18 protein-coding genes and 1 pseudogene are annotated in these 24,938 nt (G+C 71.6%); 13 read left to right on the forward strand and 6 right to left on the reverse strand.

Features of this window, described 5'->3' with window-relative positions; genetic code table 11:
- Window positions 1–463 precede the first annotated feature (463 nt).
- The 4 genes from ACFY1U_RS42030 to ACFY1U_RS42045 all read right to left on the reverse strand — a co-directional run bounded on the left by ACFY1U_RS42030 (window position 464) and on the right by ACFY1U_RS42045 (window position 4,502).
- Window positions 464–1,468: a DNA-3-methyladenine glycosylase family protein gene (locus ACFY1U_RS42030; protein ID WP_390699332.1), complete on the reverse strand. Its 1,005-nt coding sequence runs from the start codon at window positions 1,466–1,468 to the stop codon at window positions 464–466.
- A gap of 146 nt (window positions 1,469–1,614) precedes the next feature.
- Window positions 1,615–2,961, reverse strand: a complete 1,347-nt coding sequence (locus ACFY1U_RS42035) for a coenzyme F420-0:L-glutamate ligase (RefSeq protein ID WP_390699334.1) — start codon at window positions 2,959–2,961, stop codon at window positions 1,615–1,617.
- A complete protein-coding gene (gene cofD, locus ACFY1U_RS42040; RefSeq protein ID WP_390699336.1) occupies window positions 2,958–3,917 on the reverse strand; it encodes a 2-phospho-L-lactate transferase in 960 nt (319 codons plus the stop codon). The genes ACFY1U_RS42035 and cofD overlap by 4 nt, the downstream gene beginning before the upstream one ends.
- Before the next feature lie 33 nt (window positions 3,918–3,950).
- Entirely contained in the window at window positions 3,951–4,502 is a 552-nt protein-coding gene (locus tag ACFY1U_RS42045) for a cysteine dioxygenase (RefSeq protein WP_390699338.1), read from the reverse strand.
- 639 nt (window positions 4,503–5,141) lie between these two features.
- Between ACFY1U_RS42045 and ACFY1U_RS42050 the strand changes: the two genes are divergently transcribed.
- The 3 genes from ACFY1U_RS42050 to ACFY1U_RS42060 all read left to right on the forward strand — a co-directional run bounded on the left by ACFY1U_RS42050 (window position 5,142) and on the right by ACFY1U_RS42060 (window position 10,785).
- Window positions 5,142–5,405, forward strand: coding sequence for a WhiB family transcriptional regulator (locus ACFY1U_RS42050; RefSeq protein WP_010986447.1), 264 nt, complete (start codon window positions 5,142–5,144; stop codon window positions 5,403–5,405).
- Window positions 5,406–5,590: 185 nt separating this feature from the next.
- Complete coding sequence (locus ACFY1U_RS42055; RefSeq protein WP_390699339.1) at window positions 5,591–9,244, forward strand: glycosyltransferase; 3,654 nt, start codon at window positions 5,591–5,593, stop codon at window positions 9,242–9,244.
- Window positions 9,241–10,785 carry a DUF5719 family protein gene (locus ACFY1U_RS42060; RefSeq protein WP_390699340.1) on the forward strand — a complete coding sequence of 515 codons (1,545 nt, stop codon included), beginning with the start codon at window positions 9,241–9,243 and terminating at the stop codon, window positions 10,783–10,785. Before ACFY1U_RS42055 ends, ACFY1U_RS42060 begins: the two co-directional genes overlap by 4 nt.
- A 150-nt stretch (window positions 10,786–10,935) precedes the next feature.
- Here the strand turns inward: ACFY1U_RS42060 and ACFY1U_RS42065 are convergent, their stop codons facing one another.
- On the reverse strand, window positions 10,936–11,385 hold the full coding sequence (locus ACFY1U_RS42065; RefSeq protein ID WP_344402334.1) for a metallopeptidase family protein: 450 nt from the start codon (window positions 11,383–11,385) through the stop codon (window positions 10,936–10,938).
- Window positions 11,386–11,728: 343 nt separating this feature from the next.
- Here ACFY1U_RS42065 and ACFY1U_RS42070 point away from each other — a divergent pair, with 343 nt between their 5' ends.
- The 9 genes and pseudogenes from ACFY1U_RS42070 (at window position 11,729) to ACFY1U_RS42110 (ending at window position 22,343) form a co-directional block, all read left to right on the forward strand.
- On the forward strand, window positions 11,729–12,106 hold the full coding sequence (locus ACFY1U_RS42070; protein ID WP_030941657.1) for a DUF3499 domain-containing protein: 378 nt from the start codon (window positions 11,729–11,731) through the stop codon (window positions 12,104–12,106).
- A gap of 132 nt (window positions 12,107–12,238) precedes the next feature.
- Window positions 12,239–13,874 (forward strand): annotated as a pseudogene (locus ACFY1U_RS42075) (L-lactate permease).
- 150 nt (window positions 13,875–14,024) lie between these two features.
- Complete coding sequence (locus tag ACFY1U_RS42080; protein ID WP_390699341.1) at window positions 14,025–15,389, forward strand: phosphomannomutase/phosphoglucomutase; 1,365 nt, start codon at window positions 14,025–14,027, stop codon at window positions 15,387–15,389.
- 306 nt (window positions 15,390–15,695) lie between these two features.
- Window positions 15,696–15,881 carry a Trm112 family protein gene (locus ACFY1U_RS42085; RefSeq protein ID WP_344402083.1) on the forward strand — a complete coding sequence of 62 codons (186 nt, stop codon included), beginning with the start codon at window positions 15,696–15,698 and terminating at the stop codon, window positions 15,879–15,881.
- Window positions 15,882–16,009: 128 nt separating this feature from the next.
- On the forward strand, window positions 16,010–17,140 hold the full coding sequence (locus tag ACFY1U_RS42090) for an SIS domain-containing protein (RefSeq protein ID WP_390699342.1): 1,131 nt from the start codon (window positions 16,010–16,012) through the stop codon (window positions 17,138–17,140).
- A gap of 75 nt (window positions 17,141–17,215) precedes the next feature.
- Window positions 17,216–18,367 carry a mannose-6-phosphate isomerase, class I gene (gene manA / locus ACFY1U_RS42095; RefSeq protein ID WP_390699343.1) on the forward strand — a complete coding sequence of 384 codons (1,152 nt, stop codon included), beginning with the start codon at window positions 17,216–17,218 and terminating at the stop codon, window positions 18,365–18,367.
- A 134-nt stretch (window positions 18,368–18,501) separates the two neighbouring features.
- Complete coding sequence (locus ACFY1U_RS42100) at window positions 18,502–19,482, forward strand: cation diffusion facilitator family transporter (RefSeq protein WP_390699345.1); 981 nt, start codon at window positions 18,502–18,504, stop codon at window positions 19,480–19,482.
- 632 nt (window positions 19,483–20,114) lie between these two features.
- Window positions 20,115–21,572 carry an adenosylhomocysteinase gene (gene ahcY / locus ACFY1U_RS42105; RefSeq protein ID WP_390699346.1) on the forward strand — a complete coding sequence of 486 codons (1,458 nt, stop codon included), beginning with the start codon at window positions 20,115–20,117 and terminating at the stop codon, window positions 21,570–21,572.
- 156 nt (window positions 21,573–21,728) lie between these two features.
- A complete protein-coding gene (locus ACFY1U_RS42110) occupies window positions 21,729–22,343 on the forward strand; it encodes a hypothetical protein (RefSeq protein ID WP_390699348.1) in 615 nt (204 codons plus the stop codon).
- Between the two features lie 84 nt (window positions 22,344–22,427).
- On the opposite strand, the gene ACFY1U_RS42115 is transcribed toward ACFY1U_RS42110, so the two are convergent.
- A complete protein-coding gene (locus ACFY1U_RS42115) occupies window positions 22,428–23,474 on the reverse strand; it encodes an RDD family protein (protein WP_390699350.1) in 1,047 nt (348 codons plus the stop codon).
- Window positions 23,475–23,603: 129 nt separating this feature from the next.
- On the opposite strand from ACFY1U_RS42115, the gene ACFY1U_RS42120 reads away from it, so the two are divergent.
- On the forward strand, window positions 23,604–24,611 hold the full coding sequence (locus tag ACFY1U_RS42120) for a stage II sporulation protein M (RefSeq protein WP_390699352.1): 1,008 nt from the start codon (window positions 23,604–23,606) through the stop codon (window positions 24,609–24,611).
- Window positions 24,612–24,938 lie beyond the last annotated feature (327 nt).

Below are 24,938 nucleotides of genomic sequence, written 5' to 3' on the forward strand. Positions count from 1 at the left end.
CCGCCTGCGAGCTGCGCGGCGGCCCGGCGCCACCCCCGCCTGCGGGCGGCCTGTACGGCGGCTCGCGAGTTCCCTGCTGCCTGCGGGCGGGCTGTGCGGTGGCTTACGAGTCTGTGCTGTGGCCCGCAGCGCCCGGCCTGCGGGGCGTTGTGCTGCGGCCCCATGGCCCCGGTAGCCCACGGGTGCTGCGCAGCCCTGCCGGCGGGCTGTGCTGGGGCCCGCATAGCCCCGTAGCCCCCGTAGCCTGCGGGCATTCGTGCCGCCTAGGGCGGCTCCCGACCCAAAGAAAGGCGGCACCCCGCAAGCGCGGGCTGGCGAACCCACCCCCCGCCCAGCTCCAGCCCCGGGCCCCCACAACGGCCCGGTGCCGGTCCCAGTAGCCGCCGCGCAGGCGTAAGCCCACTCAGTCGGCGGCGCCCTGTCGGCGCGGGCGAGCACGGCCCACCCCGCCCAGCTCCAGCCCCTACAGCCGCCCGATGTCGGTCTTCGGCATCTTCGGCATCCGCCGCGCAGGCGTACGCCCGCTCAGCAGAATGAACCGCGCAGCCCGATGCCGCTGCCCCGCATACGGCTCCAACAACTGCAGCATCGCCGCATCATCCGCGTCCCGGTCCCCGGCAAGCGCCCACCCCACGATGCCCGGCAGATGCAGATCCCCCACGGTCACCGCATCCGGCGCCCCATGACTGCGCTGCACGGTCTCCGCCGACGTCCAAGGCCCGATCCCCGGCACGACCTCCAACCGCGCCTGTGCGGCCGCCGGCTCCATCGCGACCGCCTCCTCCAGCCGCGCAGCGACCTTCACGGCCCGCAGAATCGTCGACGCCCGCTTGTTGTCGACCCCGGCCCGGTGCCACTCCCACGACGGGATCAACGCCCAGGTCCGCGGCCCCGGCATCACCCACAGCCGCCCGCCCGCCGCGGGCCCCGGCGCCGGCTCCCCGTACTTCCGCACAAGCAGCCGCCACGCCCGGTACGCCTCCCCGGTCGTGACCTTCTGCTCCAGAACCGACGGGATCAGCGACTCCAGCACCAGCCCGGTCCGCGTCAGCCGCAGCCCCGGCCGCCGATGCGCGGTGTGCGCCACCAACCGGTGCCGCGGCACGAACGCATCGGGCTCGTCCGCACCCCCCAGCAGCTCCGGCAACTGCTCCAGCAACCACTCGGCCCCGGGCCCCCAGGCCTCCCCGCGGACCTCACCCCCGCACACGGAGACCCGCAGGGTCCCGGGCCCCCCGGGAGTGAGACTGGCCCGCCAAACGGACCCATCGGGCATGGCCCGAAACGTCGGATCCCCGCCACCCCGCCGAAGCGGCCCCAGCACAAGCCCAAGATCAAGCGGTCCGTCCGGTACGACGGTCCGCACCCGCCCGGGCGCAGCGGCCTGCCGTGGCACACCCCCAGGCACCACGACATGCCCACCGCGCACGGTCGTACGCGTGGGCCGAGGAGAGAACCGTCCTGCCACAGCTGAGTTCCTGGGGTCTCGGGGATGCCTACGAGACTAGGCGGTACATAGGACCGCCGGTGCGCACAACGCTGTTCGGGGGCGGTGCTGTACGAATATGCGGCTCCGCCGCGTAACCATAGGCACCCGGCCCACCCAGCGGAGCGTCACCGCACCGCGATGAACGCGGCAGCGTCCCGCTCAGGCCGAGCCCGCGGCTCCTCCGCCGCATGCCCCACAGCCACCGCCCCCATCGGATCCCAGTCCCCCGGCAGCCCCAGAACCTCCCGCACCACATCCCGGCAGAACATCGTCGAGGAAACCCACGCGGACCCCAACCGCTCCCCGGCCAGCGCAACCAAGAAGTTCTGCACCCCCGCCCCCGCGGCGACCACGAACATCTCCCGCTCCGCCCCGTCCCGCCGAGCGTCCCCGTACACATGCGACCCGTCCATCACCAGACACGGCACCACCAGGTACGGCGCATTGCGCAGCACATCGCCCCGCCGCACCCGCTTGGCGATGGACTCCTCGCTCTTCCCGTCCCGCCGCAGATCGGCGATCCAGGCGTCGCGCATGGCGTCCAGCAACCGGGTCCGCGCGTCCTGCGACTCCAGCAGCACGAACCGCCACGGCGTCGTGTGATGCGGCGCCGGCGCGGTCACGGCCGCGGCGACCGCCCGCCGTACGGCACCGGGATCGACGGGCTCGTCGGTGAAGGCCCGCACGGTACGCCGCTGGGTCACCGCCGTCCGGATCGCCTCGGACGTGCCCAGCCGGAACATGTCGTCACGCCCGCCGCGCACCATGGCCCGCGCCCCCTCTCCGTCGCCCTGCGCCACCACGTGCGGCAGCCCGCGCACGACGGCGACGGGCAGCCCGGCGGCCTTGCCCTTGACCAGATCACCGGCCGCGGCCAGCTCGTCCGCCGTCGCCACGACCGTCGCGCTGAGCGGATTGCCGTACGCGTCCGTGCCCCCGCGCAGATCGTCGAGCACGTGCACCCCGGCGGCGCCGATCGCGACGTCCGTGAGCCCCGAGCGCCAGGGCCGCCCGAAGGTGTCGGTGACGACGACCCCGACGTTGACGCCGAGGGTGTCCCGCAGCCCCTCCCGGATCGCCCGGGCGGACGCGTCGGGATCCTCGGGCAGCAACAGCACCGTGCCGGACGGGGTGTTGGAGGCGTCGACCCCCGCCGCGGCCATCACCAGCCCCTGCCGGTTCTCGACGATCCGCAGGGCCCCGCGCCGCGCCACGACCCGCACGGTCTCGGCATCGATCGCGGCCTCCCGATCGGCCGCCTCGACGACCCGTCCCTCCGCCTTGGACACGATCTTCGAGGTGACGAGCAACACGTCCCCGTCGATCAGCTCGGGCTCGGCGGCGGCGATCAACTTGGCGAGGTCGTCCCCCGGCACGACCTCAGGAATCCCGTCCACGGCCCAGACCCGATACCCGCCCGCGCCGTCCCCGCGGCCGCACGCGCCCGTGCCCTCGGACGTCCCGTCGCTCACGGCACCCGCACCTCCTCCGCCAGCGCCAGTGCCTCACGTGCCATCCGGGCGGTCGCCTCGATGTCGGTCATCATCAGCGGTACGGCCCGGCATCGGATCCCCGCGGCCTCGACCCGGTCCACGACGCCCGCGTCCACGGTGTCGACGAGCCAGCCGTCGAGCAGGCCCGAGCCGTAGTGCTCGGCCACCGCCGCGGCCGTCGACTCCACGCCGACCGCCGCGAGCACCTTGTCGGCCATGCCTCGCACGGGCGCGTCCCCGACGATGGGGGAGAGGCCGACGACGGGCACCCCGGCATCGGCGATCGCCTCCCGGATGCCGGGCACGGCGAGGATCGTGCCGATGGAGACCACCGGGTTCGAGGGCGGGAAGAGCACCACGTCCGCCTCCGCGATCGCCTCCAGCACACCCGGCGCCGGCTTCGCCTGCTCCGCCCCGACGGGCACGACCGCCTCGGCCGGCACCGAGGCCCGCAGCCGCACCCAGTACTCCTGGAAGTGCACCGCCCTGCGCTCACCGTCGACCTCGACGGCCACATGGGTCTCGACCCGGTCGTCCGTCATGGGGATCAGCCGCACACCCGGCTTCCACCGGTCGCACAGCGCCTCCGTCACCGCGCTCAGCGGATACCCGGCGCCGATCATCTGCGTCCGCACGATGTGCGTGGCGAAGTCCCGGTCGCCGAGCCCGAACCACTCCGGCCCCACGCCGTAGGCCGCGAGCTCCTCCTTGAGGTGGAAGGTCTCCTCGGCCCGCCCCCAGCCCTGCTCCTCGTTGATACCGCCGCCGAGCGTGTACATCACCGTGTCGAGGTCCGGGCAGACCTTCAGTCCGAAGAGGTGGATGTCGTCCCCGGTGTTGCCGATGACGGTGATGTCCGCGTCCGGCACGGCCTTCTTCAGACCGCGCAGGAACCGGGCACCACCGATGCCGCCTGCCAGAACCACAATGCGCATGGGGCAAGTCTTACAGGCGGGTACGACAACGCGTCAGGCGGTTACGACGTCCACCTCGTCGTACGCGGCCGGGGCCGCCGTGCAGGCCATGGGGGTCCCCCCGGTCGAACGAAGTTGAGACTGGGGGAGCATCGGCATCTCCGTCAGCCCCGGGTAGTAGACGTGCAGGCTGACCGCCGGCTCCAGCGTGTCGTTGACGACCTCGTGCACATACCCCGGAGCGAACACCCGCTGCGCGCCCGCGCCCAACGCGCGCGTGCCCCGCTCGGTCCGCTCGGTCAGCGTGCCCTCCAGGACGGTCAGCACACCCGAGGAGCGGCCGTGGTCGTGCAGCCCGCTGCCCTGACCGGGCACCCAGGACAGCAGCCACACCTCGTAGCCCGGCCCGGTGCGCAGCCGGTGGTACCAGCGCGTCGTCGCGTCGTACTCGACGAGGTGCTCCCACTGGGAGCGGTCGGCGGCGATGGACCGGGCCAGGCCCACGAACTCGGCGACGGTGGCCGGGTGCTCGCGCGGGGGCTGCAGCAGGTGCTGCACTTCGAGGATGTCGCCGGCGATCTGGAGGTCGTTGTCGCTGCTGTTCATAGGGGTGCGTGGTTCCTCAGTGAAAGAAGGTCAGAGGGAACGGGAGCCCCGTCACGGACGACAGGGCCGACAGCCGGAGCAGGTGTGGCTCAACAGCTGGCACAGCAACAACAGCTACAGCGAGCGCGGGCAGCACCGTGGGACCCGGCGGTGCGGGTCGAGGTGAGCGCCAAGTTCGCGAGCATGCCCACAAGGACAGCGGTTCACACCTTCACTGTCAACTCGACGCCCGGTATGTGGGACATGGTTCACCTCATCCGGTTCATGTCGGAGGCGAAAGGTTTGTGCATGCGTCGCCCGGGACACATGGCGCTCAAACCTCGTTGCGGTCCTGTGATCCGACTGTGATCCGGTTTGCTTCGAGGTGCGCGTGGAACGAGATCGGATCTGCGGGCGTCCTTCCCCGTACAGGCTCTGCTCGGGGTCGAAGGTCCTTCCGGGCTTCGTCTGTGTGTCAAGGTTTATGCCGATTTGAACACTTTCCGCATGGCCTTGGTTCCGCAGAGTGAATAAGGGGCTCAATAGCAGATCTCGGCTTGACTCGCCCGGAGCAGCACACTTGTAATTTCACTCGTGTCGTTCAGCCGGAATCGGTAACGGCTACATCACGGGGACGCGAAAGACAGACGAGGGGCGCACATGACCGAGCTGGTGCAGCAACTGCTGGTCGACGACGCGGACGAGGAACTCGGCTGGCAGGAGCGCGCGCTGTGCGCCCAGACCGACCCCGAGTCCTTCTTTCCCGAGAAGGGCGGCTCGACCCGTGAGGCCAAGAAGGTCTGCCTGGCCTGTGAAGTCCGCTCCGAGTGCCTCGAATACGCCCTCGCCAACGACGAGCGCTTCGGCATCTGGGGCGGACTGTCCGAACGTGAACGACGCCGTCTGAAGAAGGCCGCGATCTGACCGGGCGGCCGACGCCCCCGCACAACCGAAACAGATTCGAACGGCCCGTCGCAGGTGGGGTTATCCACAGGCGGCGGGCCGCCGTGGTGCCCAGCCGATAGTGTGGTCGCTCGTCCGAGACGCCTCGCTGCCCCCAGGGGGCACAGGCGTCCACCGCAGTCCATCGAACCGGGGCCCGTACCTCGATGTCCGTGCACAGCCACACGGCAGCCCACCAAGACCTCGCTGCCACGCCAGAGTTTCCGCGTCACGTGGTGACGGCGGTCGTCGTCTCCCACGACGGCGCCCGCTGGCTGCCCGACGCGCTCGCCGGGCTGCTCGGCCAGGAGCGCCCCGTTCAGTACGCCGTGGCCGCCGACACCGGCAGCGCGGACGACTCCGCCCAGCTGGTCACCGACGCCCTCGGCGCCGACCGCGTGCTGCACCTCGCCCGGCGCACCGGCTTCGGCCAGGCCGTCGAGGAGGCGGAGCGCAGCGCGCCCGTCCTGACCCCCGACGAGCTGCCCTATCTGAAGCGGCCCAGCGGCTGGGACCCGGTCACCCGCAGCTGGCGCGACGACGCCTACGACATGCCGGAACTCCCGCACGGCGAACCGGTCCAGTGGCTGTGGCTGCTGCACGACGACTGCGCCCCCGAACCCGACGCCCTGGCCCAGCTGCTGCGCGTCGTGGAGAACGAACTCGAGCTGGGCCGCGACGACGTGGCGGTGGTGGGCCCCAAGCTCCGCGGCTGGTACGACCGCCGCCAGCTCCTGGAGGTCGGCGTCACCATCGCCAACTCCGGCCGCCGCTGGACCGGCCTGGACCGCCGCGAACAGGACCAGGGGCAGCACGACCACGTCCGGACCGTGCTGTCCGTGTCCACCGCCGGCATGCTGATCAGGCGCGACGTCTTCGAGCAGCTCGGCGGCTTCGACAGCCGGCTGCCCCTGATGCGTGACGATGTCGACCTGTGCTGGCGCGCCACCGCCGCCGGCCACCGCGTCCTCGTCGCCCCCGAGGCGGTCGTACGACACGCCGAGGCGGCCTCCCGCGAGCGCCGCACCGTCGACTGCTCGGGCCGCACCGTCGCCTCGCCGCACAAGGTCGACAAGGCCGGCGCCGTCTACACCCTCCTGGTCAACACGCGGACGGCCGCGCTGCCCTGGGTGCTGGTGCGCCTCGTGCTCGGCACGCTCCTGCGGACCGTCGCCTATCTCGTCGGCAAGGTGCCGGGACAGGCCGTCGACGAGATCCGCGGCCTGCTGGGCACGCTGCTGCGTCCCGAGCGGATCATCGCCGGACGGCGCCGGCGCGGCCGGCCACAGATCGACAAGGGCGAACTGCGCGCCCTGTTCCCGCCGCCCGGCGCGACCATACGGGCCACCGTCGAGCAGGCCGCGGGCGACCTCGTCGGCCGCTCCGACCCCGAGGTGACCTCGGGCGCCGGACGGCACGGCGGCGCGGTCGAGTCCGGGCCCGGCGGCGACGACGCCGACTTCCTGGAGATCGAGCAGTTCGCCCGCCTCAAGCGCATCGGCCGTAAGCCCGGCCCGATGCTCTTCCTGGTGCTGCTGTTCGTCTCGCTGGTCGCCTGCCGCGCACTGCTCGGCGGCGGCGCGCTCGCGGGCGGCGCCCTGCTGCCCGCCCCGGCCGACTCCAGTGAGCTCTGGTCGCGCTACCTCGACTCCTGGCACGCCGTGGGCGCCGGCGGCACCCCGTCCGCGCCGCCGTACCTCGCGATCGTGGCGATGCTCGCCTCCGTGTTGTTCGGCTCGACCGGACTCGCGGTCACCGTCCTGCTCGTGTGCTCGGTGCCGCTGGCCGGCGTCACCGCGTACTTCGCCTCCCGCCCGCTCGTCGAGTCGCGTCTGCTGCGCGCCTGGGCCGCCGTCGTCTACGCCTTCCTGCCGGCCGCCACGGGCGCGCTCGCGGGAGGCCGCATCGGCACCGCCGTACTGGCCGTGCTGCTGCCGCTCATCGCACGCGCGGGCATCGCCGCCAGCGGCCTCGCGAACACGTCGGGCGCACCCGGCAGCTGGCGCGCCACCTGGGCGTACACACTGCTGCTGACGATCACCACGGCGTTCACGCCCATCGTGTGGCCCGTCGCGCTGGTCCTCGGCCTCGCGCCGCTCGCCGTGCGGCGCACCGACATCACCGCCCACGGCCTGCGCTTCCTGGCCCAGCTCGGCACGCCCCTGCTGGTCCTCGCACCCTGGTCGCTGTCACTGCTCCCGTTCGGCTTCTTCAAGGAAGCCGGGCTCGACTACGGCCCCTCGGCCGCCTCGGCCCTCGACCTGCTCGGCATGAGCCCCGGCGGCCCGGGCACGGTCAGCGGGCTGATGCTCATCGGGATCGTCCTGGCCGCGCTGGCAGCCCTGCTGCGCTCGGAGCGTCAGTTCGGAATCTGGACGTCCTGGGCGGTCGCCCTGGTGGGCCTCGTCTTCGCGGTCCTGTCCAACCGTTCGACCTGGTCCGGCCCGGCCACCCTCGTCTACGGCCTCGCCCTCCTGACCGCCGCCGTCCTCGGCGCCGACGGTGCACGCGCGCGTGTCGCCGAGCAGAGTTTCGGCTGGCGCCAGCCGGTGGCCGCGCTCATAGCCTTCGCCGCGGTCGCCGGCCCGCTGGCCATCGCCGTCGGCTGGATGGTCCGCGGCGCCGACGGACCGGTCGAGCGGCAGGACCCCGTGCAGGTCCCCGCGTTCGTCGCCGAGGAGAGCGGCACCCAGGACCAGGCACGCACGCTCGTGCTCGACAGCGACTCCACGGCCCGCGTCGGCTACACCCTGGTGCGCGGCTCCGGCGCCCGGCTCGGCGACGCCGAGAGCGCCGGGGCCGACGGTGAGAACGCCAGGCTCGACAAGGTCGTCGCCAACCTCGTCGCCGGCTCCGGCGCAGACCAGACCGACCAGCTGGGCAAGTTCGCCGTCCGCTACGTCCTCGTCCGCAAGGGCGCGCCCCGCGAGGTCACCCGCGTCCTGGACGCCACCCCCGGCCTCTCCCGGCTGAGCCAGCAGGGCGGCAGTGCCCTGTGGCGGGTCGACCAGGAGGTCGCGCGCGCCACCATCGTCCCCGCCTCCGGCTCCGGTACGGTGCAGCCCGTCGCCGCCGGACCCGTCGAGATCCACACCACCGTTCCGTCCGGCTCCGGCGCCCGCGTCCTGCGCCTCGCCGACACCGCCGCCGAGGGCTGGACGGCCACCCTGGACGGCAGGCCGCTCACCCGCACCACGGTCGACGGCTGGGCCCAGGGCTTCCAGCTCCCCGCCTCCGGCGGCAAGCTGGACGTCACCTTCGACGACCCGATCACACACACCGCCTGGCTGTGGGCGCAGGGCTTCCTGGCCGTCGTCCTCGTCGTCCTGGCCCTGCCCGGCCGGCGCCGCGATGTCGACGACGACCTCCCGGAGGAGCCGGCCGTACCCGCCGAGGCGGTCGCCGGCGAGGGCCGCCGCGCCCGCCGTCTGCGCGCCCAGGCGGAGGCCGAGGCCGAAGAGGCGGGCCAGAGCGAGGAGTTCCCGTCTCCTCCTGCGGAGGAGCCACCGGTGGCGGTCCCGCACCAGCAGTCCTACGGCGACTGGGATGCGGCGGGCTACCAGGGCGCCGACTACGGCAGCTACGGCAACGAGCAGTACCAGGGCACCCAGCAGTACCCGGCGGGCACCTACGACCAGACGTACCCGGCGGACCCGTACCAGGGCGGCCAGTACGACCCGTACGCGTACGGCGGCTCCTCCCAGGGGGCATACGACCAGACCGCGTACGACCCGTCGTACCAGCAGGGTTACGACCCGACGTACGACCCGGCGCAGCCGCATCCGCACGCCCCCGAGCGCCCCGACGGGAGCCAGCAGTGAACCGCACCACCGTCTCCCTGATCGCCGGCACGGCCGCGCTCGCCGCCATCACGGGCTTCGCCTCGCTCTCCGCGCCGGGCGCCTCCGGCGCGGACACCGCCAAGGCGGCCGCCGAACTGCCCGTGGAACGCACCACGTTGCTGTGCCCGCAGCCCAGCACCTCCGACCTCGCCGACACCTCGTACACGTCCTTCACGCCCGTCACGAAGGGCACGGGAAGCGACGGGACGGCCCAACTCCAGTCCGCCACCGAGCAGTCGGCCGACGCGGCGGGTGCCGGCGGCAAGACGAACGGCAAGACTGACGGCAAGAAGAGCGGCAAGAAGAAGGCCGGCAAACCGAAGACCGACAAGCCGGTCCTCACGCCCAAGGAGCCCGGCAAGCCCGTCACGGGCGACACCTCGGGTTCCGGCACACCCGCGCTCGTCGGCACCGCCGAGGGCAGGTTCGCGCCCGGCTGGGCGGTGCAGGAGACCACCGAGGTCGCCGCGGGCACCGGACGCGGCCTCCAGGGCGTCAACTGCACCGCCCCGGACACCGAGTTCTGGTTCCCGGGCGCCAGCACGGACCCCGCCCGCACCGACTACGTCCACCTCACCAACCCGGACGACTCCGCCGCCGTCGTCGACATCGAGCTCTACGGCAAGGACGGCGCCCTCAAGTCGACCGTGGGGGAGGGCATCACCGTCGCACCGCACTCCAGCGACCCGGTCCTGCTGTCCACGCTCACCGACGAGAAGCAGACCGACCTCACCGTGCATGTGAACGTCCGCAGCGGACGCGTGGGCGCCGCCGTGCAGGCGCTCGACGACAAGGTCGGCGGCGACTGGCTGGCCGCGTCCACGGATCCGGCGGGCAGCCTCGTCCTGCCCGGCATCCCCAAGGACGCCACGTCCGTGCGCCTGATCGCCTTCACGCCCGGCGAAGCGGACGCCGACCTGAAGGTGCGGCTCGCCTCCCCGTCCGGGCGGATCACGCCCGCCGGGAACGAGACGCTGCACGTGAAGGGGGGTATGACCACCGCCGTCGACCTCGGCCCCGTCACCCGCGGCGAGGCCGGTTCCCTGCTCCTCACTCCGACCGACAAGTCCGTACCGGTGGTCGCCGCGCTGCGCGTCGTACGGGGCAAGGGCGACAAGCAGGAGACGGCGTTCATCCCGGCCACCAGCCCGGTGGGCGCGCGCGCGACGTCCGCCGACAACAGCGGAAAGGGCACCACGCTGTCCCTGACCGCACCCACCCGCACCGCCCAGGTGAAGGTCACCGCGTCCGCGGGCAGCGACGGCGGCACCGCGGTCTCGAAGACGTACACGATCAAGGCCGGCACCACTCAGGACATCGCCGCCCCCGTCCCGAGCGGCCTCCAGGGCACCTACGCCCTGACGGTCGAGCCCCTGTCCGGCGGCCCGGTCTACGCGGCACGCACCCTGGCGGCGACGGAGGAGGGAGTCCCGGGCTTCACGGTCCAGACCCTGCCGGACGACCGCGGAACGGTGGCGGTACCGGAGGCGGACCAGGACCTGTCGGTGCTGCAGCGGTAGTTGTTTCCAGCCCGTCGTGGGGGTCCCCCCGCTCGAGCGAAGCCGAGAGTGGGGGAGTTTGAGGACGAGGCCGTTCAGGCCGAAGCGGGGGTCTGGGGGCGGCAGCCCCCGGACGGCACCCTCACCGCCGGGTGCCATCGAAATCCCGGCTCAGTCCTCGCCGTACCGCGGATCCACCGTCTCCGGAGTAAGCCCCAGCAACTCGGCCACCTGCTCGACCACAACCTCGTGCACCAGAGCGGCCCGCTCGTCGCGCCCCTTGGTGCGGATCTCCACCGGCCGCCGGTACACGACCACCCGGGCCGGCCGCCCCTCCCGGGAGGGAATCGTCCCGCCCAGCGGCACCGCCTCGTCGCTCCAGGCCTCGGCCGGGCCGTCGAGGCGCGGCACCTCGAGCACGAGGAAGTCGATCTCGGCGAGCTGCGGCCACCGCCGTTCCAGCCGCTCCACGGAGTCCTGCACCAGATCCGCGAACGCCTCGGCACGGCTCGCGGCGAGCGGCACCTGCGGAGGCGCGATCGGGCCGCGCATGCCCCGGCCGTGGCGATCACGACGGCGGGGCCCGGGGCGGGCGGCACGGTGCGGTACGGGGTTGTCCATCACTGGTGAAGCGTAGTCCCCGCCGGGACCGCACGCCGTGCCCCACGCGGCAGGCCGGAGTGCCCCGGACCCCCCTGGACGGCCTGTCACAGGATGACCATTCCAGCCAAGGTTGGGCTCGTTTCCGTATCTCTACGAGACCGACGCTGTTGGGGCAATTGACGGTGTTTGTACGGTGTGTTGATCGGACGGAGGGGTGCGCCAGGTCGTGTGAATGTGCGTCCGTGCAGGTCAGCCGGGTGTTCCACAGGAGGGGTGTGGGGTGTTTCACAGGACGACACGGTGGGGTGACCTGGGGGAGAGTCGTCGCGGCCCGCTCAAGAGTGCGGTACCGTCCAACGTCGTGAGCCCTGTACGTCGCTGTTCGCGCACCGCTTGCGGCCGTCCCGCCGTCGCGACGCTGACGTACGTCTACGCCGACTCGACCGCGGTCCTCGGCCCGCTCGCCACCTACGCCGAACCCCACTGCTACGACCTGTGCGCCGAGCACTCCGAGCGCCTCACCGCCCCGCGCGGCTGGGAGGTCGTCCGACTGCTCGACGGCTCCGCTCCGGCCCGCCCCAGCGGCGACGACCTGGAAGCGCTTGCCAACGCGGTGCGCGAGGCGGCCCGCCCCCAGGAGCGGGCGGCGGGCGCCGGCGGTGGCGGGGCGCGCACGGCGGACCCAATGGAGGTCGCGCGGCGCGGGCATCTGCGGGTACTGCGCTCTCCGGACAACTGAGCCCCGCTTCCCATCCCCCGTTCCGCCCAGTGACGCACACCCATTGACGTTCCCTTGGCGCGGACACGACCATTCCCCTGATGCGTCCGGCGGGAAATCGCTTTCCGCATGCCGGAATCCGGGGAGGCGCCCGTGTACGTCCAGGAACTGGAACCCGTCGCCGCCTCGCTCGGCCTGTCCGCCCTCGTCGCGGCCCTGCCCCTGCTGATCGTCCTGATCCTGCTCGGCGGCGTGCGCATGAAGGCGCACCTGGCGGGCCTGACAGGGCTTGTGGCGGCCGTTCTGGTCGCCTGGCTCGCCTACCGCATGCCACTCGACCAGACGCTCTCCAGCGCCGCCCAGGGGGCCGTCTTCGGGCTCTTTCCCATCCTGTGGATCGTGGTCAACGCCCTGTGGGTGTACCGGATGACGGTCCGCACCCGGCACTTCGACATCCTGCGCCGCTCCTTCGGACGGCTGTCGGACGACCCGCGCATCCAGGCGCTCGTGGTCGCGTTCTGCTTCGGCGCGCTCCTGGAGGCCCTCGCCGGATTCGGTGCGCCGGTCGCGATCTGCTCCGTGATGCTCGTCGCCCTCGGCTTCGACCCCGTGCGCGCCGCGGTCGTCGCGCTCGTCGCCAACACGGCGCCGGTCGCCTTCGGCGCGATGGGCACGCCGGTCGTGACGCTCGCGCAGGTGACGGGGCTGCCCCTGGACACCGTGGCCTCCGTGGTGGGACGTCAAACGCCGCTGCTGGCACTGGTGGTGCCACTCGTCCTGGTCTGGCTGGTGGACGGGCGGCGCGGCCTGCGCGAGACCTGGGTGCTCGCCCTGGTGTGCGGAGTCGCCTTCGCCGTCGCCCAGTTCGCCGCCTCCAACTACCTCTCCCCACAACTCGCCGACATCGGTGCCTCCTTGGTGGGCGCGGGCGCCCTGGTCGCCGTACCGCACGCGCGCGTGCCCGCCACCGAGTCGGTACGCGCGTCCGTGCCGACCGGCGTACGCAGTGCCGACCGGCGTACGCAGCGAGGAACTGGACGAGGAGGACCCGCGGCCCGAAGTCCTGCGCGCCTACGCCCCGTACGCACTCATCGTCGCGATCTTCTCCGTCGCGCAGATCCCGGCGGTCAAGGACTGGCTGGCCCGGGCGACCCAGACGTACGACTGGCCGTTCCTCGACGTCGCCGGGCCGGACGGGAAACCGGTCGGCGGCAACGTCTTCACCTGGCCGGTCGTGTCGACCGGCGGCACGCTCGTCCTGCTCGCCGGAGGCTGCACGGCGGTCATGCTCGGTGTGCACGCGCGCGTGGCGGTCAAGGAGTGGCTGGCGACCGTGCACGAGCTGAGGTTCGCGATCCTGACCGTGACGTCCGTACTGGCGCTCGCGTACGTCATGAACCTCTCCGGTCAGGCAGGCACGATCGGCCACTTCGTGGCGGCGGCGGGAGCCGGACTGGCCTTCCTGTCACCCGTCCTCGGCTGGTTCGGGGTGGCGGTCTCCGGCTCGGACACCTCGGCCAACGCGCTCTTCGGGGCCCTGCAGGTGACCGCGGCGCGCGAGTCCGGCCTGTCGCCCGGACTCCTGGCCGCCGCCAACAGTTCGGGCGGCGTCCTCGGCAAGATGATCTCGCCGCAGAACCTCACCATCGCCTGCGCGGCCGTGGGCCTCGCGGGCCGTGAGGGGGACCTGCTGCGCAAGGTACTGCCCTGGAGCGCGGGTCTGCTGCTGGTGATGTGCCTGATCGTGGTGGGCCAGAGCTCACCGGTCCTGGACTGGATGCTGCCCTGACTCTTCCCGGATCCTGCCCTGGCTCTTCCCGGGTTCTCACCCGGCTCTGGCCTGAGGTTACGGCTGGGAGTCCACTCGGAGTCCGCACGTCGCGCCGTCAACCGGTACGGGTAGTTTGAGGCGACCGATAGGACTTCAGGAGGGTTGGCCGTGGCTGCTGATCTGTCGCAGATCGTGAAGGCGTACGACGTACGCGGGGTGGTCCCGGACCAGTGGGACGAGTCGCTGGCCGAGCTCTTCGGGGCCGCTTTCGTCCAGGTGACCGGGGCGGACGCGATCGTGATCGGCCACGACATGCGGCCGTCGTCACCCGGCCTGTCGCGTGCCTTCGCGCGCGGGGCGGCCGCACAGGGCGTCGACGTGACCGAGATCGGCCTGTGCTCGACCGACCAGCTGTACTACGCCTCGGGCGCCCTGAACCTGCCGGGCGCGATGTTCACGGCCTCACACAACCCGGCGCAGTACAACGGCATCAAGCTGTGCCGCGCGGGCGCGGCGCCGGTGGGCCAGGACACGGGCCTGTCCCGGATCCGCGAACTGGCCGAGCAGTGGAGCGAGTCGGGCGCCCCCGAGCCGGTCGCCGAGCCGGGAACCATCACCTCGCGCGACACGTTGTCGGACTACGCGGCCCACCTGCGCTCCCTCGTCGACCTGACGTCCATCCGCCCCCTGAAGGTCGTCGTCGACGCGGGCAACGGCATGGGCGGCCACACGGTCCCCACGGTCTTCGCCGGCCTGCCCCTGACCGTCGTACCCATGTACTTCGAACTCGACGGCACGTTCCCGAACCACGAGGCGAACCCGCTGGACCCGGCGAACCTCGTCGACCTGCAGCAGCGCGTGCGTGAGGAGTCCGCCGACCTGGGCATCGCCTTCGACGGCGACGCGGACCGCTGCTTCGTCGTCGACGAGCACGGCGATCCGGTCTCGCCGTCCGCGATCACGGCCCTGGTGGCCGCGCGCGAGCTGGCCAGGAACGGCGGGAAGGGCGTGATCATCCACAACCTGATCACGTCCTGGTCGGTCCCCGAGGTGGTGCGCGAACACGGCGGCACTCCGGCCCGCACCCGCGTCGGCCACTCCTTCATCAAGGCCGAGATGGCGAAGTCGGGCGCGATCTTCGGCGGCGAACACTCGGCCCACTACTACTTCAAGGACTTCTGGAACGCCGACACGGGCATGCTGGCCGCCCTCCACGTCCTCGCGGCCCTCGGCGGCCAGGAGGGCCCGCTCTCCACCCTGACCGCCGAGTACGACCGCTACGTGGGCTCCGGCGAGATCAACTCAACGGTCGCCGACCAGGCCGACCGCCTGGTGGCCATCAAGGCGGCCTACGGCGCCCGCGAGGACATCACCCTCGACGAACTCGACGGCCTGACGGTGACCTCCACCGACTGGTGGTTCAACGTCCGCCCCTCCAACACGGAACCCCTGCTCCGCCTGAACGCGGAGGCAAGGGACGAGGCCACCATGACAAAGATCCGGGACGAGGTCCTGAGCATCATCCGGGCCTGACCGGGGCTGCACCTCTCGGCCACCGACGGGCCCCACCCAGCCCGTCCGGCGTTTGAGGACGAGGCCGTTCAGGCCGACGAGGGTCCAGGGGGCGAAGCCCCCTGGCGGGGTCGAAGGGGCAGCGCCCCCGGGGACGGGAACGGGTAGGGGGCGGCGGGGGCGCTGCACCCATCAGCGGCTTGGCCGCGGGCCTCCCACGGCCACCCGACCCGACCCCCGCCCAACCCCGGCACCCCGCCCCCCACGGCGGTACGCTGACCAGGCACATCCGCACACGCACACGCGCGCCCCCGAAGGGACACACCCATGCCGCTCGAAGCCGGCCTCCTGGAGATCCTCGCCTGCCCGGCCTGCCACGCCCCGCTCAAGGAGCAGGAAGCCAACGAGCAGGAAACCGAGCTGATCTGCACGGGCAAGGACTGCGGCCTGGCCTACCCCATCCGCGACGGCATCCCCGTCCTGCTCGTCGACGAGGCCCGCCGCCCCGCGTAACGCCGAGCCCGCCACCCGCGCAAGAAGGCGCCCGCAAAGCCACCGCGCAAAGGGGAACCCGCACAACAAGCCCCGCCGCGCGTACAACCCGGCGCACACAAACCCCCGGCGATCGGAGGCTGCCGCCCATGCTCGACGAATCGCTGCTCGACACCCCCGAGGCCCTCTCGGAGGCCGACCGCCGCGGCCTGCTCCGCGGCGCCGCCGAGGCAGGCGCCCGCGTCCGCACAGCCGCCCGGCACGCCGCAGAGGCCGGCGTGAACGACCTCAAGCCCGACGGCCGCCCCCGCGCGGTCCTCATCGCGGGCCCCGGCGCCGCGGCGATCTGCGCCGCCGACCTCCTCGGCACGCTCGCCGGCCCCGGCAGCCCCGTCATCCGCCTCGCCCCCACCGGCGTCGCCCCCGCCGCGGGCGCCCTGCGCTGGGAACTCCCGGGCTGGGCGGGGAGCGTCGACCTGCTCCTGATCACCACCCCGGACGGCACCGAACCGGGCCTGTCCCTGCTCGCCGACGCGGCCTACCGGCGCGGCTGCACGGTCGTCGCCGTCGCCCCCGCCCGCACCCCGCTCACCGAGGCGGTGGAAGGCGCCCACGGCCTCTTCGTACCGATGGCGACAGCCCCGTACGAGCAGGACGAACAGGAACTCGCCGCCTCCGCCCCCGGCGTCCTGTGGGCGTTGCTCACGCCCCTCCTCGCCCTCCTCGACCGCACCGGCCTGGTCACCGCCCCGCCGGAGGCCGTCGAGAAGATCGCCGACCGTCTCGACTACATCGCCGAACGCTGCGGCCCCGCGATCGCGACCTACAGCAACCCCGCCAAGACGCTCGCCGCCGAACTCGCCGACGCGCTGCCCGTCGTATGGACCGAGGGTGTCTCGGCAGGCCCCGCGGGACGGCGTTTCGCGGCCGCCCTCGCCGAACTCTCCGGCCGCCCGGCGGTCGTCGCCGAGCTCCCCGAGGCACTCGCCGCACACAGCGCCCTGCTGGCCGGCCCACTCGCCGCCAGCGCCGACCCGGACGACTTCTTCCGCGACCGCGTAGAGGAAGCACCCGCCCTGCACGCGCGCGTGGTGCTGCTCCGCGACCGCCCGATCGAAGGCCTCACCGCAGCGCCGGCCGCTCGTGACCTGGCCCTCAGCCACGACACGCCGATCAGCGAACTGGAACCGGAACCCGGCGGCGAACTGGAGACCCTCGCCGAGCTGATCGCCATCACGGATTTCGCCGCCGTTTACCTGGCGCTCGCCTCGGGGGCCTGACGTTGACCCGCGCAACCCGCGCTTACTGACCAGCGCCCGCCGAGCGCGGCGTACGTACGGAGACGAAGACACAGCATGGACCGCCTCGACAACACCATCCGCCCCTACGCCTGGGGTTCGACCACCGCGATCCCGCACCTGCTCGGTGTCGAACCGACCGGCGAACCGCAGGCGGAGATGTGGATGGGCGCCCACCCCGGCGCCCCCTCGCGCACCGGACGCGGCACGCTCGTCGAGGTCGTCGACGCGGACCCGGAGAAGGAACTCGGCCCGGCCGCCGTCGCCAAGTTCGGCCCCCGCCTGCCCTTCCTCCTCAAGATCCTCGCCGCCGGCGCCCCGCTCTCCCTCCAGGTGCACCCCAACCTGGCGCAGGCGAAGGAGGGTTACGAGGACGAGGAGCGCCGGCACATCCCTGTCGACGCCCCGCACCGCAACTACAAGGACGCCAACCACAAGCCCGAACTGATCTGCGCGCTCACCGAGTTCGACGGCCTGTGCGGCTTCCGCGACCCGCTCCAGGCGGCCGGCCTCCTCGACGGCCTCGGGGTCGACTCCCTCAAGCCGTACGTCGACCTGCTGCACGCCCACCCCGAGGACGCCGCCCTGCGCGAGGTCCTCACGGCGATCCTCACCGCCGACCCCGAGGAGATGCACCGCACGGTCGCCGAAGCCGCGGCCGCCTGCACGCGTCTGGGCGGCGACTACGCGCCCTATGCGGACATCGCGCACCACTACCCGGGCGACCCGGGCGTCATCGCCGCCATGCTCCTCAACTACGTACGGCTGCAGCCCGGCGAGGCCCTCTTCCTCGGCGCCGGCATCCCGCACGCGTATCTGAACGGTCTCGGCGTCGAGATCATGGCCAACTCCGACAACGTCCTGCGCTGCGGCCTGACCCCCAAGCACGTCGACGTCCCCGAACTCCTGCGCATCGTCCGCTTCGAGGCGAGCGACCCCGGCGTGCTGCGCCCCGAGGCGTCCCCGGACGGCGAGGAGGTCTACGAGACCCCGATCGACGAGTTCCGGCTGTCGCGCCACGTCCTCCCCGAGGGCGGCTCGGCCCACGACCTCACCCGCGCCACCCCGCAGATCCTGCTCTGCACGGCCGGTCTTGTGCAGGCGGGCGACCACGAACTGCGCCCCGGCCAGTCGGTCTTCGTCCCGGCAGGCGAGAAGGCCGAGGTGTCGGGAGCGGGTACGGTCTTCCGGGCCACTGTGATCGTATGACCGGGGTTGTGGATACCTGACGGGCCGTCGTCGGCCAGGGCTGCAAGAATGGCCCACCGGCAAAGGACGGGCAAAGCCGCGAGAGGCGGGGCCCGGACGGCGTACGTACGAAGGCGAAGGGACAACGCGGACACATGAGCGCGTCAGGCGGCACCAGGGCGATCGTGGCGGCACTCGGCGCCAACCTCGCGATCGCGGCATCGAAGTTCGTGGCGTTCGCGTTCAGCGGTTCCTCGTCGATGCTCGCCGAGGGCGTCCACTCGCTCGCCGACTCGGGCAACCAGTTCCTGCTGCTGATCGGCGGCAAGAAGGCCCAGCGCGAGGCGACCCCGCAGCACCCCTTCGGCTACGGCCGCGAGCGGTACATCTACGCCTTCCTCGTCTCCATCGTCCTCTTCTCGGTCGGCGGCATGTTCGCCATCTACGAGGGCTACGAGAAGATCCGCCACCCGCACGAGGTGGAGCACTGGTACTGGCCGGTGGGCGTCCTCGTCTTCGCGATCATCGCCGAGGGCTTCTCCTTCAAGACGGCCATCAAGGAGTCGAACGAGCTGCGCGGCAAGCTGTCCTGGTCGCAGTTCATCCGCCGCGCCAAGGCGCCCGAGCTGCCCGTGGTCCTCCTGGAGGACTTCGGCGCGCTCATCGGTCTCGTCCTTGCGCTCGGCGGTGTCGGCCTCGCCCTGCTCACCGGCGACGGCGTCTGGGACGGCATCGGCACGGTCTGCATCGGCATCCTGCTCGTCCTGATCGCCCTCGTCCTCGCCGCCGAGACCAAGTCCCTCCTCCTCGGCGAGGCCGCAGGGGTCGACGAGGTCAAGCAGATCGAGGCGGCCATCGTCGACGGCGACACGGTCACCGGCATCATCCACATGCGCACGCTCCACCTAGGCCCCGAGGAGCTGCTGATCGCCGCCAAGATCGCCGTTCAGCACGACGACACGGCCGCGGAGGTCGCATCCGCCATCAACGCCGCCGAGGCCCGCATCCGCGCCGCCGTCCCCATCGCCCGCGTCATCTACCTCGAGCCGGACATCTACAGCGAGGCCGAGGCCGCCAAGGGCCCCGACCGCGAAGCCACCCCAGGGGGACCGGCACCGCACCCCGCCGATCACTGAGACCACTTCGCCGTACGACCAGGGGGCCCGCGGAACACCCGGTGGGCCCCTTCGTCATACCTGCACGGCCCAGGGCGGAGGCGGGGGCACCACGACACACTTCCGCCCGGCAACCGCCGCGATCCCCAGCCCGAGCCCGGTGAGCGCCATCAGGCCACCCCGCCAGGTACGGCTCGTCGAGCGGCTTGCCATTGACGAGGAGCCGCTCACCCTGGTCTTCTCCGTGCGGCAGACGATGTGATCGCCGCCGACACCGATGATCCGCTGCGTGACGACGGTGAGCGAAAGTCCCTCCGACCTGGTCTGCTGCCTCCTGTTCCCCCGTTCACAGGTGTCCTGTTATCGCTCCTCCAACCGTCGCGTCCGGCACCGGGGCCCGCCCTGATCCACGGGATGTGTTCGAAGGCGGGCTGGGGTCGCCGTGGCGGTCGGTGTAGCTTGGAACCGAGCCAGACGTCGCTGCTGATGGCGGTCGGGCGGTCCCACCGCGGACCGACCGAGGGAGAGAGGGCCTCCGACGGACTGCGCTGCGCGCACGCGGGCATGCCTGTGTCCTCTTCGGGCACCCCTGTGTCCGCCGCCGCGCAGACCAGCCGTACCCACCTCGTCCCAACCCCGAGGAGCAGCTCGCAATGACGACTGTCGAGAACCGACAGGACTTCAAGGTCGCCGACCTCTCCCTGGCCGACTTCGGCCGCAAGGAGATCACCCTCGCCGAGCACGAGATGCCCGGCCTGATGGCGATCCGCAAGGAGTACGCCGAGACCCAGCCGCTGGCCGGCGCCCGTGTCACCGGCTCCCTGCACATGACCGTGCAGACCGCTGTGCTCATCGAGACCCTGGTCGCCCTGGGCGCGCAGGTCCGCTGGGCCTCCTGCAACATCTTCTCCACCCAGGACCACGCGGCCGCCGCCATCGCCGTCGGCCCGAACGGCACGCCCGAGAACCCGCAGGGCGTCCCGGTCTTCGCCTGGAAGGGCGAGACCCTGGAGGAGTACTGGTGGTGCACTGAGCAGGCGCTGACCTGGCCGGACAGCCCCACCGGCGGCCCCAACATGATCCTCGACGACGGCGGTGACGCCACCCTCCTCGTCCACAAGGGCGTCGAGTACGAGAAGGACGGCAAGGTCCCCTCCGTCGACACCGCCGAGTCCGACGAGCACCGCGTCATCCTCGAACTCCTGCACCGCACCATCACCAACGGCTCGCAGAAGTGGACCCAGCTCGCCTCGGAGATCCGCGGCGTGACCGAGGAGACCACCACCGGCGTCCACCGCCTGTACGAGATGCAGCGCGACGGCGTCCTCCTCTTCCCGGCGATCAACGTCAACGACGCCGTCACCAAGTCGAAGTTCGACAACAAGTACGGCTGCCGCCACTCCCTGATCGACGGCATCAACCGTGCCACCGACGTCCTCATCGGCGGCAAGACCGCGGTCGTCTGCGGCTACGGCGACGTGGGCAAGGGCTGCGCGGAGTCCCTGCGTGGACAGGGCGCCCGCGTCATCGTCACCGAGATCGACCCGATCTGCGCCCTCCAGGCGGCGATGGACGGCTACCAGGTCACGACCCTCGACGAGGTCATCGACAAGGCCGACATCTTCGTCACCACGACCGGCAACAAGGACATCATCATGGCCTCGGACATGGCCAAGATGAAGCACCAGGCGATCGTCGGCAACATCGGTCACTTCGACAACGAGATCGACATGGCCGGCCTCGCCAAGATCCCGGGCATCGTCAAGGACGAGGTCAAGCCGCAGGTCCACACCTGGACCTTCCCCGACGGCAAGGTGATCATCATCCTGTCCGAGGGCCGTCTGCTGAACCTGGGCAACGCCACCGGCCACCCCTCGTTCGTGATGTCCAACTCCTTCGCGGACCAGACCCTGGCCCAGATCGAGCTGTTCACCAAGCCCGACGAGTACCCGACCGGCGTGTACACGCTGCCCAAGCACCTCGACGAGAAGGTCGCCCGTCTCCACCTGGACTCTCTCGGCGTGAAGCTGACCACGCTCCGCCCCGAGCAGGCCGCGTACATCGGCGTCCAGGTCGAGGGCCCGTACAAGTCGGACCACTACCGCTACTGAGCGGCTCGGCGAAGCCGATGGTGAGCGCGTCGGTGCGCTGACACGCTCACCAGCAGCAGTTCCTCCGAGGCAGGCCCCCGCACCCCCGTGTCGGGGGCCTGCCCCTTTGGCTCTGCGGCCCGTCGGCCGGCCAGCCCGTCAAGACCCAGGACCCCCATGCCCCGCGGCCGTTATTCGCTCCACGATCCGCACGATCACACCCCCCTCGCAGAAGAGCATTTCCACTGCGCCCCCGGACCTTCCGGCTGGCGCTACGTATCGCAACTCACCACTCCCGCGGGCGACCACCGGGGTTCCGTCGACCTCGCCCTCGACGAGCTGGGCCGCCCCATCCGCCTCGAGCTGCATGCCGCGGGCTGGCAGGTCCGCGGTGCCGCGCTCGACGGCGTCACCTGGGTCCGGACGGACCCCACCGGAGTCCATGCCACCGAAGGCAACGTCCGCGCCCACGCCTTCTCCGGCACATCCCCCGCGTTCCTCATCGCCATCAGCCGTCTCCTGCGCCTCACCCCCTCCGCCACAGCAACCCGCGTACGCCTCGTCGCCTTCACCGACCCCGTCCTCGCCCCGCGCACCGTGGACCAGTCCTGGGCCTTGGTGAACAGAGAAACACACGCCACTGACAACGCCCCCCTGACCGTGGACGAATACCAGGTCACGGCCCTGGACACGGGTGAGCAGCACGCCGTACACATCGCAGGCGACGTGGTGCTGGCCGCGCCCGGCATCGAGCTCGAAGACCTCGAATCGCCGCCGTCCGCATTCAACTGAGCGAGACGTCCGCCAAAGCGATGCAGGGCGACGCGCGGACGTAGCTGCCCGGCTGAGACGGCCCATGCGGCGGCCGTGAAGGGCCTACGCCGGCGGTACGAACCCGGTGGACTCGGTGGTACCGCTCGCACCGCCGGCCGGCCGGTCTTTCGACGGCGCATCCTGCTGGGCGGTCCGCACGGGTTGCGCGGTTTCGTGCGCCAAAGCTTCCTGCGTCGGCGCCTCGGCTTGCCGTCCGGCCGCAGCCGCCTGCGCCACAGCGGCAGCCGACGGAGCCACCACCGGGGGGAGTCCGGACGGAGGCTCGTAGGAGCTCGGCGCACCCGACGGGTGCACGACACCCGCAGGCTGCCAACCCGCAGCCGTGCTCCCGGCCGCAGATCCGTTCGCGAAGGCCCGCCGCGCCTCCCGGGCCTGCCGCTCCTGCACCACAGCCGCCAGATACGCCGTCGGCGGAACCCCCTGGGGAACCGGTGTACCCGTACGCGCCGAGAGGTCCGAGGCGAGCCGCTCCGCCATCGCCGAGCCGACCTGCGGATCCAGCTGCTGCATGCGCGAAAGATACTGACGGATGGCGAGCCACAACCCGTCGGGAACCGCAGACAGATCAAGCCCCGAGAACCTCCCGGCCAGCCAGGGCGGTGGCGGAGGCAGGAAGCCCGCCCGCACCACTGGCACCCTTTCCCGAACGACGAGAGTCCCGGCGAACACGTCGCCGAGCCGCCGCCCCCGAGCCGACACAAGGGAGGCGATGCAGGCGACGACCCCGAACGTCATGAGGATCTCGACCACCCCGATCCCGCCCCGAACCAGCGCATGCCGGAACCGGATCGGCCCCCCGTCGTCCCGCACCACACGCAGCCCGCACGCCAACTTTCCGAGTGACCGCCCGTGGCTGAGCGTCTCGACTGCGATCGGCCCGCCCACCAGTACCAGAACGGAGGTCGCGATCGACACCGCGATCTGCGCCGCGTCATCCAGCGAAGCTGTGGCAGCGACCAGAGCGATGGTCAGGGCCACGTAGACGAACATGGCCACGGCCAGATCAAGCAGCACTGCAAGCGCCCTGCTGGGCAGCCTCGCGGGGCGCAACTCCAGCGCCACCGCCTCGCCCGTCACAAGCTCACTCACGCCCGTAGTCCTTCCCCTGGCCTGCCCCGTGAACGGCCAGTCTGCCAAGCTGAGGGCGCATCGCGCCGCAGTACGAAAAGCTGACCCCACGACGAGCCGCCGACGAACAGCCGAGGAGCAGGCAAACCGATGGACCTCGACGTCTTCGTCACTGCCCACCGAGCCGAATGGGACCGCCTCGACGCCCTTCTCAGCCGTCAACGCCGTCTCACCGGCGCGGAGGCCGACGAACTCGTCGTGCTCTACCAGCGCGCGGCCACCCACCTCTCTCTGATCCAGTCCAGCGCCCCGGACCCCCAGCTGACCGGACGCCTCAGCCAGCTGGTGGCACGCGCGCGTAGCGCAGTCACAGGCACCCGACGCGCCTCCTGGCGAGACGTCACCCGCTTCCTCATGCAGGGATTCCCCGCCGCGGTCTACAGATCGCGCCGATGGTGGGTCCCCACGGCGCTTCTGTCCACTGTCGTGGCCGTCCTCCTGGGCTGGTGGATAGGCACCCACCCCGAGGTGCAGGCCACGATCGCGGCCCCCAGCGAGCTGCGTGAACTCACCCGCCCAGGGGGACAGTACGAGACGTACTACTCCAGCCACCCTGCGGCGTCCTTCGCCGCCCAGGTCTGGACGAACAACGCCTGGGCGGCCGCTCAGTGCCTGATCCTGGGGGTCTTCCTCGGCCTGCCCGTCCTCTGGATCCTTCTCCAGAACATGATCAACCTCGGGGTCGGCTTCGGGCTGATGTCCTCGGCCGGCCGACTCGACACCTTCCTCGGCCTGGTCCTCCCACACGGCCTGCTCGAACTGACCGCTGTCTTCGTGGCCGCCGGAACCGGCCTCCGCCTCGGCTGGACCCTCATAGACCCGGGCCCCCGCTCCCGCCGCACGGCCCTCGCCGAGGAGGGCCGTGCCGCCGTGGGCATGGCGATCGGCCTCGCGCTCGTCCTCTTCGTCTCAGGCGCCATCGAAGGCTTCGTCACCCCCTCCGGCCTTCCGACGTGGGCTCGAATAGGCATCGGAGCCGCTGTGGAGCTCGCCTTCCTCGTGTACGTCTTCGTCCTGGGCGGCCGAGCGGCCCGTGCCGGAGAAACGGGTGACGTCGAGGCTGCGGAGCGCAGCGCCACGGTGCCGACGGCCGCCTGATGTGCGACCGCCCCTCCTGACCTGTTAGTCTCTCCTTCGCCCCACAGGAGCCGTTGACACGGACCAAGTGGGGAGGTAGATTCGAACAGTTGCCTGGAACTGGATCTAGTCCGGTCGGCAGCAGTGAGCATCTGTCTGCTTCTCGGAAACATCGATTTCGAAGAAGCCACTCCCGATGAATCGGAAATGAGCGGCCGGTCAGTCCGGCTCGAAACTTCTGATAAAGTCGGAGCCGCCGGAAAGGGAAACGCGAAAGCGGGAACCTGGAAAGCACCGAGGAAATCGGAACCGGAAACGGTCTGATAGAGTCGGAAACGCAAGACCGAA

Origin of the sequence: Streptomyces sp. NPDC001351 (genome assembly GCF_042896045.1) — a bacterium.
GTDB lineage: Bacteria > Actinomycetota > Actinomycetes > Streptomycetales > Streptomycetaceae > Streptomyces.

Excerpts from the sequence above, each read along its gene's own strand:
- ACFY1U_RS42045 (WP_390699338.1), bottom strand. The coding sequence starts at position 4,502 with ATGAACAGCAGCGACAACGACCTCCAGATCGCCGGCGACATCCTCGAA.
- ahcY (WP_390699346.1), top strand. The coding sequence starts at position 20,115 with ATGACGACTGTCGAGAACCGACAGGACTTCAAGGTCGCCGACCTCTCC.
- manA (WP_390699343.1), top strand. The coding sequence starts at position 17,216 with ATGGACCGCCTCGACAACACCATCCGCCCCTACGCCTGGGGTTCGACC.
- ACFY1U_RS42050 (WP_010986447.1), top strand. The coding sequence starts at position 5,142 with ATGACCGAGCTGGTGCAGCAACTGCTGGTCGACGACGCGGACGAGGAA.
- ACFY1U_RS42065 (WP_344402334.1), bottom strand. The coding sequence starts at position 11,385 with ATGGACAACCCCGTACCGCACCGTGCCGCCCGCCCCGGGCCCCGCCGT.
- ACFY1U_RS42100 (WP_390699345.1), top strand. The coding sequence starts at position 18,502 with ATGAGCGCGTCAGGCGGCACCAGGGCGATCGTGGCGGCACTCGGCGCC.
- ACFY1U_RS42120 (WP_390699352.1), top strand. The coding sequence starts at position 23,604 with ATGGACCTCGACGTCTTCGTCACTGCCCACCGAGCCGAATGGGACCGC.
- ACFY1U_RS42090 (WP_390699342.1), top strand. The coding sequence starts at position 16,010 with ATGCTCGACGAATCGCTGCTCGACACCCCCGAGGCCCTCTCGGAGGCC.
- ACFY1U_RS42085 (WP_344402083.1), top strand. The coding sequence starts at position 15,696 with ATGCCGCTCGAAGCCGGCCTCCTGGAGATCCTCGCCTGCCCGGCCTGC.
- cofD (WP_390699336.1), bottom strand. The coding sequence starts at position 3,917 with ATGCGCATTGTGGTTCTGGCAGGCGGCATCGGTGGTGCCCGGTTCCTG.
- ACFY1U_RS42055 (WP_390699339.1), top strand. The coding sequence starts at position 5,591 with ATGTCCGTGCACAGCCACACGGCAGCCCACCAAGACCTCGCTGCCACG.
- ACFY1U_RS42110 (WP_390699348.1), top strand. The coding sequence starts at position 21,729 with ATGCCCCGCGGCCGTTATTCGCTCCACGATCCGCACGATCACACCCCC.